We start from the raw sequence: 12,130 nt of genomic DNA, 5'->3' as shown, positions 1-12,130 counted from the left end.
ACTCCGGCCTGTCCCCGTTGCCCGACGCTTGCGTGAACGCCCGGTCATGTTCGTTGGCGCGAGCGGCCGCAGGCCGGATCCCGTAGTATCGACTCACAAATGTGAGACACGATCGATTCTTGCATCGAAATCGCCTGCCTTCCTGCGTACTTCCTGGTCCATCTTGACCAATCTTGGTCAGCATCCCATTGACCCCGAAAGTCGTTTCGTATGCACTACAGACACGCAATACGCTTATAAAAATGAGCGTTCACGTGGTGAAAACGCAATTTCCCGATGCTGACGTAGGACCTAACGCACAAACTTTCGGTACAAATTATTTAATGAATCACTTTTCCGCTTCACTTTCCGGAAAATTTGCATACAATCCAGCTGTGACGCATGAATCGACCGAGGGAGGCCCCGTGCCAACACGCAATCACGACATCAAGCCGCGCCGGCTTCCGGCGTGTCCGGCTTCAATGGTGGTGCGCGTGTCCGTCGCCCCGGCACGCAGACCGTCACACTACGCCGGTGCGGCGCCCGACCGGCCGATTGCAGCGCGCTTGCGAGTCGCTGCGCTGCAGCGCGGCCAACGCTGCCGGCACCGCTCGCCACAGGTGACCGACCGGTGTGCAAGCGCCAGCCTGCACGGCGCACTGCCCGAACGGCGATCGAACACCGTTGCGGCTCGCGTGTGTCCCACGCTACTCGTCACGGGCTGGCTGACTGTATCCGACGAAACGATCGAGCAAGCCGGCCTGCACGTCAGCGAGCGCGTCGAGTCGGTGCCGCGCGCGCTACGACAGCCGGGCCCGGCTGTCGACGCCCTGATCGCCGAGGTCTCGTCGTTGCATATGGCTCTGGCGATTCAATTCGTGTTGCTGGCACAGGCGCGCCGTGTCCGCGCGGCCGCGATCATCTATGAGTACGGCAGCGTGCAGGCCCTCGCGTTGATCCGCCTTGCAGGGTTCCATCTGTTTCACTCGGTCGGCGGCCGCGTCGACCAGGCGTTCGTCCTGGCCAGGTTGCAACAGTCCGCCGCCGTCATGCTCGCGGCGAAGCCGACGGCGAACGACCCGATGTTGCGGTTCCGCCGGAACGTCGGCGGCTGGGCCCCGGCAACGCCAATGGGTCCGTCGTGCGCGATCAGGACCGGATCTCCGGTGACGCTGCCGGGCCGCCATGCACGCCCGCGCACGCCAGGTGAGCGCCACCCCGTCGGCGCGTCGTCGAAATAGCGACGGCGTTCGCCCGGTTTTTATCCAGGAAACACAGGCAAATCATCACCTCTGTCGCGATCCATCGCATGACCCCCTAACCTCGAGAAACGAACCGAAATGGGCAATCTGATCGACGCTCCCGAGCACACCTTGACTGCGATCGACGAGGGCATTCCTCTGTCGCACATCATCCGTCGTCGGCTCGAGAACGCGGGCGTGCGCTTCCATGCAAACGACAACATCGCCGCGCACCTGCGCGACGGCGAACTGGAGGCGTTGCAGAACGAAGTTGCGCAGGGAATGGAAGCGGTGCTTCGCTCGCTCGTGATCGACGTCGACAACGACCACAACACCCGGGAAACCTCGCGGCGCGTCGCGAAGATGTTCATCCGCGAGGTGTTCGCGGGCCGCTACGACGCGGCGCCGTCGGTCACCGAATTTCCGAACGTCGAGCGGCTGGACGAGCTGCTGATCGTCGGGCCGCTGCGCGTGCGCAGCGCCTGCTCGCATCATCTCTGCCCGATCATGGGCCGCATCTGGATCGGCGTGCTGCCGAGCGCCGCGTCGAATCTGATCGGCCTGTCGAAGTACGGAAGGCTCGTGAACTGGGTCATGACGCGCCCGCAGATCCAGGAAGAAGCGGTCAAGCAGATCGCCGATCTCCTCGAATCGCGCATCTCGCCCGACGGGCTTGCCGTCGTACTCGAGGCCGAGCACTTCTGCATGCATTGGCGCGGCACCAAGGACGACCAGGCAAGAATGACCAACAGCGTGATGCGCGGGAAATTTCTCGCGGACGCATCGCTTCGCCGAGAGTTTCTCGCCTTGTTGTCCGGAAAGAATGCGTAATGCGCGCGACAGGCATTCGCGACGAATGCGACGGCACCGTGCCCGGCCATGAGCCGCGCCTGCTCGTCACCGCGGGCGCGCAACAGCAGGAAGCGCAAAGCCATACGGAGTTCCCGATGAACTGCTCGCACGATTCGCTCCGCCCGTCGTCCGGCCAGGGTCGATCGACGAAGCCGCATTCAGGCAGGCAGCAACGCCGGGACGCGTCTCGCGCGAGGTCGCGCCCGGGCGGCAGAACCGAATTCACCGCAGATGCGGTCGTTCAGCCCGACGAAGCACCTGACGCGCATGCGGAACTCGACCAATTGCTGTCTCGCGTCGCCGCCGGCGACGAGCACGCGTTCGCGCAGCTGTATCGATTGACGGCGGCGCGGCTGTACGGCGTGATCGTCCGGATGATCCGCGACGGCCACGAAGCGGAAGACCTGCTTCAGGACGTGTTCACGACGGCGTGGCGTCGCGCCGATTCATTCGACGCCGGACGCGGCACGGCAATGACATGGCTGATGACGCTCGCACGCAATCGGACCATCGACCGGATCAGGCAACACCGCGAGCTTCCGCTCGACGACGAACTGGCGCTGTCGATCCCCGACGAAAACCCGACACCCGACCTCGGCGCTCAGGCGAGCCAGGAGCGCCTGCGTCTGGAGCGCGGGCTCGCGCATCTGTGCGAACGGCAGGCGTATGTGCTGCGGGAAGCGTTTCATGGCGGCGCGTCGTATGCGGAGCTGGCCGAACGCATGCAGGTGCCGCTCGGCACGATGAAGAGCTGGATTCGCCGCAGCCTGATGCGACTCAGGATGTATCTCGAGCAATGAGCACGCGAATCGCTTCGCGGTTCGAGCAGAGATCATTGGCGATCCGAAGCGAAGGGTGCATCCACACCGCACATGCATGCTTCGCACGCTCCGTTTTCGACGGCGGCGGCAGATGACGGAACGGCCTACAGCGATTCGATATTCCGCACCACGCTGTCCGCCTGCATGCGAATCGCTTCGAGCGCCTCGTCATCAAAGCGCGCGAGCTGCCGATAGACCATTCCAATCCGATTGTTGTGCTGCAGCGCGCCGCGGTGCCGGTCGAAAAAGTCCCAGTACAGCGCGTTGAACGGGCATGCGCGCGCGCCGGTTCGAGCATTGCGGTCGTACGCGCAGCCCTTGCAGTAATTGCTCATCCGATGGATGTACGCGGCGCTGGAAACGTAGGGCTTGGTCGCCATTGCCCCGCCGTCGGCGTATTGACTCATGCCGAGCGTGTTCGGCATCTCGACCCATTCGAACGCATCGATATAGACACCGAGGTACCACTCATGCACGTCGTGCGGATCCAGCCCGGCCAGCAGCGCAAAGTTGCCGATCACCATCAGCCGCAGGATGTGATGCGCATGCGCGTCTTCGAGCGACTGCCGCAGCGCATGCGACATGCAGGCCATTCGCGTGCGGCCATCCCAGAACCAATGCGGCAACGGGCGGCGATGACCGAACGCATTGCTGTTTTCATAGCCCGGCATGCGTGCCCAGTACACGCCTCGCACGAACTCGCGCCAGCCCAGTATCTGCCGGATGAACCCTTCGACCGCGGCAAGCGGCGCCGCGCCGCTGCGATACGCTTGCTCGGCCCGCGCGACGACTTCGCGCGGATTCAACATTTTCACATTGAGCGCGAACGACAGCATCGAGTGGAACAGGCGCCGCGCGCTCCCGTGCATCGCGTCCTGGAACTGCCCGAAAAACGGTAGCGCATCCCGGATGAAGGCGTCGAGGCAGGCGAGCGCTTCGGCGCGATCGACGGGCCAGCGGAAGTCGCCGGCCGACGGCTCCCCGAAGCTGCGCACGCCCGCCGCAACGATCTGTTGCCACAGCGCGCGATGATCGTGATGCGGACGCCAGTCGGCCGGTTCCGCGGGCGAGCCGGACCACGCCTGGCGGTTCTCGGCATCGTAGTTCCACTGCCCGCCTGCAGGCCGCCCTTCCCCGTCGAGCAAGACGCGATGCCGCACGCGCATGCTCCGGTAGAAGCGATCCATGATCCATGATCGGCCGGCTCCGAGCACTTGCGCGACTTCGTCGCGCGTCGTATGGAAATGACCGGTATCGACCGCGCGAACCGGCACGCTCGCCGCTGCCGCATAGGCGCTCAGCTGCTGGTCGACCCGCCATTCGTCCGGCAGCAGATACTCGATGCACGCCGCGCCGTGAAGCTCGGCGACACTGTCCAGGTTGGCGGGAATGGCCTGACGATTGAGCGGGTCGTCGATCTCGATGTAGTGCACGCGATGGCCCGCATCGCGCAACAGCCTCGCGAAGCGGCGCATCGCCGCAAAGATCGCAATCAGCTTCTGAGCGTGATGGAGCGTGTAGTCGGTTTCCTGCCGAACTTCCATCAGCACGTAGATCGTTTCGGCCCGGACATCGGAAAACCAATGATGATTCGGGTCCAGCTGATCGCCGAGGACAAGCCTTAAAGTCTTCATGGGACGCTTCGCGATTGATGATCGCCGCCTGGGTTGTCGAGACACCCGCGCGTCGAACGAAACACCTTGCCCCTCCGTACGCGCGGCACCGCGCGCGTCCTGACCGACCTCGCAACACGGAGCGGTACCGCTTCCCAGCATTTTAGCCGGCTCGCGCTTCGCGAACCACCTTTTCGGACGAAAATACGTATATTGAATCACTTTCCTGCTTCGTATTTCACGCAAACTGCGTACAATCCTGAGACAACAGTACGTCAACTTCAGGAGAGCAACGATGCCCCCTCGCAAGGATCGCGATACGCCCCATCGCTATCGCAGCGGCGAGGCCGCGCGCCTGGCGCGCATGCCGGCAGCCACGCTGAGAATCTGGGAAAGGCGCTATGGCGTGGTTGCGCCGCCCAAAACGCCGTCCGGACAACGACTGTACTCGGACGACGACGTCCAGCGAATTCGATTGCTGAAAACGCTCGTCAATCAGGGCCACGCGATCGGCTCGATCGCCAGCCTGAGCCGCGAGGAACTCGAGGCGTTGTCGTTGACGAATACGCGTGACCCGGTGTTTCACGAGGCAAGTGTGAGCCTCGCGGTCGTCGGCGCGCTTTCGATTCCGGAATCCGCGATAGAGCGAATGGGAATCCGGATCGCCGCGCGAATCGACTCGCTCGACGACACGAGCGCGCATGCGGGTACGTCAGTCGATGCCCTCATCGCGACGACCACGTCGCTCCATGAGGATGTCGTTTCGCAGCTCGCTGCCGTGGCGCAACAGCTCAACGCGCACGCCGTGGCCGTCGTATACGGGTTCGGCACGGCAGAGGCGGTCGAGCTGGCGCGTCTGTCGGGGTTCGAGCTGTTCCGGTCGACGGAAGGCCAGACCAACCCGATATCGATCATTTCGAAACTGGCGCAAGCCGTCGTCAAGTCGCGCCAGTCGAATGACGCGGATCGCGGGCTCTGGCTGCGCACGCGGCGACGCTTCGACGAGGCGACGCTCGCGTCGCTCAGCGGCCTGTCCACCACCGTCAAATGCGAGTGTCCGCGTCATCTCTCCGAATTGATCATGCAGCTCAGTGCGTTCGAGCGATACAGCGACGAATGCGTGTCTCGATCGCCGGCCGATGCGCTGCTGCACCGCCACCTTGGAGACGCAGCGAACCGGGCAGCCGAATTGCTCGAGACGGCGCTTGCCGTCATTCTTCGCGAAGAGGGATTGGGCGGGACGACGCCGGAACTGAAGGCGCTGTAGCGCGGCACACGCCGCCGGCTGTTCCGACCTGCCCACGACGGCAGGTGGCGATGCTCTTTCGCGTGCAATGCAGGGCTTGCATCGATCACTGAGCCGAAACCGAAGAACGAGGCGCTGCGGCAGGCGACGTCGGCGGCCTGCCCGTGGTTCCACCATTGGACGCCTTCGCGACGCCATCCACGAACGCGGAGAGATCGTCGAGCACTGACGCCATCCCTCGCAACGGCGCGCCCAGAACACCGACGATCGATGCATGGCTCACGTTCCCGTAACGCATGACCACGACGGTGTCGCCCATCTCTTGCAATGCTCGCGCGAAGCGGGTCGTGTTGCCGGGCTCGACCACGGTGTCGTTCTCCGCGGTGGCCAGCCACATCGGCGGCTCCGTACCCTGAATGAACCGAATTGGCTGGCTCACGGCACGCACTTCCTGCGGGAATATCCTTTCAAGCGTGGTATCGCGCAGCGGCAGGAAATCATAAGCCCCGGCCAGGCCAATCACGCCGGCGATATCGCTCTTCCGCATCGCCTGTGCCGCCAGATAGCGGCCGTCGGTCGCAAGCAATGCGGCAATCTGCGCACCCGCGGAATGCCCCATCAGAAACAGGCGACGTGGATCGCCGCCGAACGCAACCGCGTGCTCGCGTGCCCACGCGACCGCCTGCGCCGCATCGTCGACGAAACCGGGAAAGGTAGTCGCCGGATACGTCCTGTAGTCGGGTAAGACGGCAACAAAACCCCTCGACGCGAGCGCCTCGCCCACGAACAGATAGTCCTTGCGCTCGCCGGACTGCCAGCTTCCGCCGTAAAGGAACACGACCACAGGGGCGCCCGCGCTCGCATCGGCCGGCCAGTGATGCAAGACGCGCGTGGGCAAGTAGACGTCGAGCACCTGGCGTTCGCCGGATCCGTACGGGATACCTGCGAAAAGACTGAACGTGTAGCTCGGCGTCAGCGCATTCAGGAGCCGCACCGGGCTGCACGCGGAGAGGAGACCGGCCGCGAGCAGCACCGACAGGACGACGAGTCCGGCTTTCATGTTCATGGAGATCCCCATACCTGACGATTCCGGCCGCATCCGCCGCCTGGTATGTGGTTTACGGCGCTTGCGCGCAAGCGGATGCATGCATCGCATGGCAGCCGCTCCCCCTTAACGGCATCCAGGTCTTCCGTACGCGCGTGCATCCGTCCGCAACGGAGAGTCGTATGTGGAAGGGAGTTGTGAACAACGCGGAATGCCGACCACCGCTCGCTGCCAAGCAAACGTCCGGTGGCGAGTCCGCTAGTCGACGATAGTGAGAGCCGACTGCCATGAACGTTCTACCTGCCACTTACCCCGAGATGCAACGTCGACATGGCGGCGCGGCGAGCATGCCGTTACCGATCCCGCGCGAGCGATCATGAGAAGCGCGCCGAATCAACTGACGTCGAGCACGCGAAAGTCCGGTACCGCTCGCGTGTACGTCTATCTCGCGACGACCCAGACAGGATGGCTGGTATGCGTGATGACTGCCGCATCGCATCACGCGGCGTGGGGCGTCACCTACGCGCTGATCGCGACAGCCGGCCATCTTCTCTTCGCGCGTCGGCCAGCATCCGAGGCGCGGATTGTCATCACGGTCACGGTGTCCGGATGGTTATGGGACAGCACCGTTGCACATTCCGGCCTGCTCGTGTACCCGAACGGCGTTCTTCTCAAAGGCACAGCGCCGTACTGGCTCGCGGGGCTGTGGGCGCTGTTCGCGATTCAACTCAATACCTTGCTGCACTGGCTTCGGGCGCGACCGCTCATCTCGGCGCTCGTCGGTGCATTCGCAGGCCCCGCATCCTTTCGCGCAGGTGCGGCGCTGGGGGCCGTTCATTTCACCGATCCGGCTGCAGCGCTCGCCGTTCTCGCAACCGGCTGGGCGTTCATCTTGCCGGCCGCGCTTGCGATTGCAAGCCATTGGGATGGCGTAACGCCCCCTTCTCCTCCGCCAATCGGCGCAGGCGACATGAATGACGCCCGCGCCGGATAGAGCCGGAAGCGTCGCAAGCCAGCTTTATCTCCGATCCCGTTCAAATTGCCAACGTACCTTCTCGGGCACCACACATGACAAGCTCCGAACTGCCTTATGAATCCCGCCCCGTTATCGTATGGTTTCGGGATGACCAACGACTCAGCGACAATCCCGCACTCTCTCATGCGGTCAGCACCGGCCATCCTGTTGTTTGCGTCTACGTCTACGACCCTGCCCCGACGCTCGGGCGTCCCATGGGAGGCGCGCAAAAGTGGTGGCTGCACGAGTCGTTGAAAAAACTCGACGGCTCGCTTTCCGCTCTCGGCGGCTCGCTGCTCGTGCTTCGCGGTAACGAACACGAAGCCATCAGGCACCTCGCCGTCGAAACCCGGGCGGCGATGGTTTGCTGGAATCGCCGCTACTCGAAAGCGCAAACGGAAATGGATGCATCGATCAAGAAAGACCTGATCGCGCGCGGCATCGACGTGTCGACATTCAATGGCCACCTTTTGCGGGAACCCTGGACAGTGGCCACGCGCGAAGGCTTGCCGTTCCAGGTATTCAGCGCTTACTGGAAAGCCGCTCGCCGCGACAATTTTTTCCCGCCGTGCCCGCTGTCGGCGCCGGCTCGGGTCACGTTCTTTCCCGTCTCCAAGAACATCAGCGCACACGTCCGTACGCTTCCTGAACTTGCACTGCAGCCCTCGACGCCAGACTGGGCGGAGGGTCTGCGTGCGACCTGGCGATGCGGCGAGGAAGCGGCCGGGCATCAACTCGAGGCCTTCATTGAAAACTCGTTTTCCGATTATGCCGGCGCTCGAGATTTTCCGGCCGCTCGAGCGACGAGCCGGCTTTCTCCCTATCTTCGCTTTGGAAATATCTCGGCCCGGCAGGTGTGGTACGCAACGTTATCAGCGGTAGACACCCTGCGAAGCAGGCGAGTTGTTCGCATTGACGATGCCAAAAATGAGTCGTTGAGCAAGTTCTTCAGTGAACTCGGATGGAGAGAATTCTCGTATTACCTGCTCTATCACTGCAAACCCCTTCATCAGTTCAATTTTCGGCGTCAGTTTGACGCCATGCCGTGGCGCACCGATGCCAAGGCGCTTCGCGCGTGGCAAACGGGGAAAACAGGATATCCGCTGGTAGACGCCGGCATGCGCGAGCTTTGGTACACGGGCTGGATGCACAACCGCGTGCGCATGGTGACAGCGTCATTTCTCACCAAGCACTTGCTGATCGACTGGCGCGAGGGCGAAGCATGGTTCTGGGATACGCTGGTTGATGCGGACGAGGCAAGCAATCCCGCCGGGTGGCAATGGGTGTCAGGAAGCGGCGCCGACGCAGCCCCGTATTTTCGAATCTTCAATCCTGTTTTGCAGGGGAAAAAGTTCGACCCGAGAGGCGAATACACGCGGCGGTGGGTGCCCGAACTATCTGCACTCCCCGCCGAAACGGTCCACAGCCCATGGACCGCTTCCGCTGAAGCGCTGCAAGAAGCATCCATCGCGCTCGGCGCAAGTTATCCCTTTCCGATCGTGGATCACCAGGATGCACGCGCGCGAGCCCTCAGTTCGGTAGATATCCTGAATACACAGAACCAAATGAAGTGACCCTCGATTGCCATCCGGAATCGAATCACGAATCGCCGATTGAAACGTTCGGGCTCGACCGTGCGACGGGGGCGCCCCGACGACATACCGAGAACGACGTGACGTGCGAGCGCGCCCGGCCTGCTTCCGCACATCACGCCTTCCTCCAGGTACAGGCTGAAGTATCAGGGCATCAGCACGGAGTCGACCACGTGAATCACGCCATTGGACTGCATGACATCGCCGATCGTGACGTGCGCGACATTGCCCTTGTCGTCGGTGACGGCTAGTCCGTTCGGGCCATGGCTGACGATCAGGGAATCGCCTTCGACCGTCTTCAGCGTTGCCTTGCCGCCGCCTTGCTCGACCGCCCTGGCAAGGTCGAATGCCGTGAGTCGTCCGGATACGACGTGATACGTCAACACCTTGACGAGCACAGCCTTGTTCTCCGGCTTCAATAACGTCTGCACCGTGCCGGCCGGCAACGCGGCGAATGCTTCGTTGGTCGGTGCAAATACCGTGAAGGGCCCCTTGCTCGACAATGTGTCGACCAGCCCGCCCGCCTTGACCGCTGCGACCAGCGTCGTGTGGTCATGAGAATTCATCGCGTTTTCGACGATGTTCCTCGACGGGTACATCGCGGCGCCACCCACCTCGACCGTCTGCTCCATCGACATGGATCCTGCCTCGGTGGCCGGCGCGTACATGCACGTTGCGAATGCAAGGGCGAGCGCCACGCCACCCAGTTTTGCTTTGCTGAAAGATTTCATTTTAGTACTCCGCAAAATTGCCGCCGTGGTTGGAAGCAATCGGAGATACGAGTCGAGCCGCGCAGCGGATGCAAGGTCGAACACTTCATCGCGGACAGATCTGCGATCCAGGGCATCTCAAGGGTGTCGAAAACCTTGCCCATCTTCAATCGCCACTGCATCCGTTCTCGCTCGGCCACCGTATCTGCGTATGTCATCCAGCCAAGGTGCTCGGTGTCCCACCTCGGGAAATGGCGTCGCGATGGCATTCAGAGGAGACAACTCATGAAGCTTTTCATCGGTATCGTCGTTGCCGCAGCGGCGCCGTTCGCGCTCAGCGCTTGCGGAGGCGGAGATGACATTGCTCCCGTGGCAGCACAACATCCGGAGAATCTGGCCATCTGGACCGCGCTCGGCGGTGATTCGGCTGCCCCCGGCGTAGTGGCCGGCGTGGTCAATGCGGCTGTCGCAGGCCTTTTGGCGGACCCGGTCGAAGCGCCCTATTTTGCGGCCGTATCAGGTAATGCGAGCCACAGCAGTGCAGCCCATGACACCCCCGCACGGCTTGAAGCATGTCTCACGTTGCAGTTTGAATCGCTCCTCGGCGGTCCGTACACCTACCCTGGCCCCGTCAAGGTCGCCGGAGACATCGACTCCCAACCGGAGATGTGCCAAGACATGACGACTGCCCATAACGACGTCGGCGTTCCAGGCTGCGTGTTCGACCAGTTCATGGTGGATCTCGTCGCGACGCTGCAAAGCAAGCTCTCGGCCGCGGACTTTGCCGCACTGACGTCGACGACGAATGGAACGTACACGCTTACCGAGAAAAACTCAGCCGGCATCCCGGTCGGCACAAAATTCCAGTTCAGTGCGGTACCCACCCTCTTCAACCTGCGTAATACCATCATCAGCGCCACACCCGGCGGCCCCGTGTATCTTCCCCCGACGGTTGCATCATCATGTACGGGCTGACGGCGGTGCGAAGGACCCACGTGATCGCGTGGGTCGCTGCGGCACTCTCCGTGAGTGTTGCCGGGATCGGCTGGTTGCACACGACGCAAGGGCGACGGCTCCTCACCGAGCTTGGCGTGAAGTGTCCAGTTGATTCCGTCGATTCCCGAACGGTGCTGTCGATTCGCAACAAAGCGATTTTGCAGGAGAGAGGTGTATCAGCGGCCGCCCACCGTCCTGCGTTTGGCCTGCAGCTCGATCGCAGTACGGAAGCAGAAGTGCTGGAAAGAATGTCGCGATACAAGGCGCAGTGCCTCGAATTGTCCCGAGGCTTGCGCTACCTGCGCTGTCGAGGCGTGCCTGCAGAAACGCTCGGCTCGAATGGACCACCCGTGAGCGAAATATGGTTCAGTTTCGCGCCGGATCACACGTTGATGGCCATCAATGTGTACCGTCGCGACATGTCCGCAGATGAAACACGACGGAGCTGGCAGATCGCCGTCCGGAATCTGCACAATGTGCTCGGAGCGCCAACATCTGTGTCTGGAGATACGACGCTGGAAACGCTTATAGGCAAACCCGTGGCGGTTGCACGGGTGAGCTTCCCTCGGTTTTTCGCCTTCCAACGGTCCTGAGTTATGCAGCCGCATTCTTGGTCTGCTGAGCGTTGATCCAGTCCTGAAGATACCTTTCCGGAGACACAAAGCCGAGCGACGAATGACGACGAGTGCGGTTGTAAAACACTTCGATGTATTCGAACAGATCGGCCTTCGCGTCCTGATGCGTCCGGTAGCGCGTGGCGTGAACCCGTTCGTTCTTCAAGCTGTTGAAGAAGCTTTCCGTTGGGGCATTGTCCCAACAGCTTCCCTTGCGACTCATTGAGCAGCGCATGCCGTAGGCGCTCAGCTTGCGCTGGAACTCGTGACTCGCGTATTGGGCGGATTCAACCGGTCGTCGCAACACTAAATTGTTGAACAGATTTCAGGTACTCGTCGAGAGCTTCGGCCGGCGTCTTCCAGCCGAGCGCTTTCCGGGGCCTGGTATTCAATGTATTTGCAACGG

11 protein-coding genes and 1 pseudogene are annotated in these 12,130 nt (G+C 62.3%); 8 read left to right on the top strand and 4 right to left on the bottom strand.

Going from position 1 to position 12,130, the window contains the following annotated elements:
• The first annotated feature begins 323 nt into the window (after positions 1-323).
• The 3 genes from H0X91_RS28405 to H0X91_RS28395 all read left to right on the top strand — a co-directional run bounded on the left by H0X91_RS28405 (position 324) and on the right by H0X91_RS28395 (position 2,872).
• Complete coding sequence (locus H0X91_RS28405) at positions 324-1,220, top strand: hypothetical protein (protein ID WP_230391146.1); 897 nt, start codon at positions 324-326, stop codon at positions 1,218-1,220.
• 99 nt (positions 1,221-1,319) lie between these two features.
• On the top strand, positions 1,320-2,051 hold the full coding sequence (gene folE, locus H0X91_RS28400) for a GTP cyclohydrolase I (RefSeq protein WP_021157777.1): 732 nt from the start codon (positions 1,320-1,322) through the stop codon (positions 2,049-2,051).
• 116 nt (positions 2,052-2,167) lie between these two features.
• Complete coding sequence (locus tag H0X91_RS28395; protein WP_062886088.1) at positions 2,168-2,872, top strand: sigma-70 family RNA polymerase sigma factor; 705 nt, start codon at positions 2,168-2,170, stop codon at positions 2,870-2,872.
• A gap of 125 nt (positions 2,873-2,997) precedes the next feature.
• On the opposite strand, the gene H0X91_RS28390 is transcribed toward H0X91_RS28395, so the two are convergent.
• Positions 2,998-4,527, bottom strand: a complete 1,530-nt coding sequence (locus tag H0X91_RS28390; protein ID WP_196433557.1) for a cryptochrome/photolyase family protein — start codon at positions 4,525-4,527, stop codon at positions 2,998-3,000.
• Positions 4,528-4,801: 274 nt separating this feature from the next.
• Here H0X91_RS28390 and H0X91_RS28385 point away from each other — a divergent pair, with 274 nt between their 5' ends.
• The gene (locus H0X91_RS28385) at positions 4,802-5,773 is read left to right on the top strand and encodes a MerR family transcriptional regulator (RefSeq protein WP_009687760.1); all 972 of its coding nucleotides are present in this window, start codon (positions 4,802-4,804) and stop codon (positions 5,771-5,773) included.
• Positions 5,774-5,858: 85 nt separating this feature from the next.
• Here the strand turns inward: H0X91_RS28385 and H0X91_RS28380 are convergent, their stop codons facing one another.
• A complete protein-coding gene (locus H0X91_RS28380; protein WP_042973677.1) occupies positions 5,859-6,818 on the bottom strand; it encodes an alpha/beta hydrolase in 960 nt (319 codons plus the stop codon).
• 412 nt (positions 6,819-7,230) lie between these two features.
• On the opposite strand from H0X91_RS28380, the gene H0X91_RS28375 reads away from it, so the two are divergent.
• Both H0X91_RS28375 and H0X91_RS28370 read left to right on the top strand, forming a co-directional pair.
• A complete protein-coding gene (locus H0X91_RS28375) occupies positions 7,231-7,791 on the top strand; it encodes a DUF2878 domain-containing protein (protein WP_063625718.1) in 561 nt (186 codons plus the stop codon).
• Positions 7,792-7,865: 74 nt separating this feature from the next.
• Entirely contained in the window at positions 7,866-9,386 is a 1,521-nt protein-coding gene (locus tag H0X91_RS28370; RefSeq protein ID WP_062885745.1) for a cryptochrome/photolyase family protein, read from the top strand.
• A gap of 164 nt (positions 9,387-9,550) precedes the next feature.
• Here H0X91_RS28370 and H0X91_RS28365 read toward each other — a convergent pair whose 3' ends face one another.
• Entirely contained in the window at positions 9,551-10,072 is a 522-nt protein-coding gene (locus H0X91_RS28365) for a fasciclin domain-containing protein (protein ID WP_376698123.1), read from the bottom strand.
• A gap of 327 nt (positions 10,073-10,399) precedes the next feature.
• On the opposite strand from H0X91_RS28365, the gene H0X91_RS28360 reads away from it, so the two are divergent.
• Both H0X91_RS28360 and H0X91_RS28355 read left to right on the top strand, forming a co-directional pair.
• Positions 10,400-11,089: a hypothetical protein gene (locus H0X91_RS28360; protein ID WP_062885747.1), complete on the top strand. Its 690-nt coding sequence runs from the start codon at positions 10,400-10,402 to the stop codon at positions 11,087-11,089.
• On the top strand, positions 11,077-11,703 hold the full coding sequence (locus H0X91_RS28355) for a hypothetical protein (protein ID WP_154817459.1): 627 nt from the start codon (positions 11,077-11,079) through the stop codon (positions 11,701-11,703). The genes H0X91_RS28360 and H0X91_RS28355 overlap by 13 nt, the downstream gene beginning before the upstream one ends.
• Position 11,704: 1 nt before the next feature.
• Here H0X91_RS28355 and H0X91_RS28350 read toward each other — a convergent pair.
• Positions 11,705-12,007 (bottom strand): annotated as a pseudogene (locus tag H0X91_RS28350) (IS3 family transposase); the annotation flags it as partial.
• Between the last annotated feature and the right edge of the window lie 123 nt (positions 12,008-12,130).

Source organism: Burkholderia sp. 9777_1386 (assembly GCF_015712265.1).
Taxonomy (GTDB): Bacteria; Pseudomonadota; Gammaproteobacteria; order Burkholderiales; family Burkholderiaceae; genus Burkholderia; species Burkholderia cenocepacia.
The sequence above is the reverse complement of the archived record's forward strand: the minus strand, read 5'-3'. Positions and strand labels throughout refer to the sequence as shown.

Coding starts and splice junctions, on each gene's coding strand:
- H0X91_RS28405 (WP_230391146.1), top strand. CDS start 324: ATGAATCACTTTTCCGCTTCACTTTCCGGAAAATTTGCATACAATCCA.
- folE (WP_021157777.1), top strand. CDS start 1,320: ATGGGCAATCTGATCGACGCTCCCGAGCACACCTTGACTGCGATCGAC.
- H0X91_RS28395 (WP_062886088.1), top strand. CDS start 2,168: ATGAACTGCTCGCACGATTCGCTCCGCCCGTCGTCCGGCCAGGGTCGA.
- H0X91_RS28390 (WP_196433557.1), bottom strand. CDS start 4,527: ATGAAGACTTTAAGGCTTGTCCTCGGCGATCAGCTGGACCCGAATCAT.
- H0X91_RS28385 (WP_009687760.1), top strand. CDS start 4,802: ATGCCCCCTCGCAAGGATCGCGATACGCCCCATCGCTATCGCAGCGGC.
- H0X91_RS28380 (WP_042973677.1), bottom strand. CDS start 6,818: ATGAACATGAAAGCCGGACTCGTCGTCCTGTCGGTGCTGCTCGCGGCC.
- H0X91_RS28370 (WP_062885745.1), top strand. CDS start 7,866: ATGACAAGCTCCGAACTGCCTTATGAATCCCGCCCCGTTATCGTATGG.
- H0X91_RS28365 (WP_376698123.1), bottom strand. CDS start 10,072: ATGTACGCGCCGGCCACCGAGGCAGGATCCATGTCGATGGAGCAGACG.
- H0X91_RS28360 (WP_062885747.1), top strand. CDS start 10,400: ATGAAGCTTTTCATCGGTATCGTCGTTGCCGCAGCGGCGCCGTTCGCG.
- H0X91_RS28355 (WP_154817459.1), top strand. CDS start 11,077: ATGTACGGGCTGACGGCGGTGCGAAGGACCCACGTGATCGCGTGGGTC.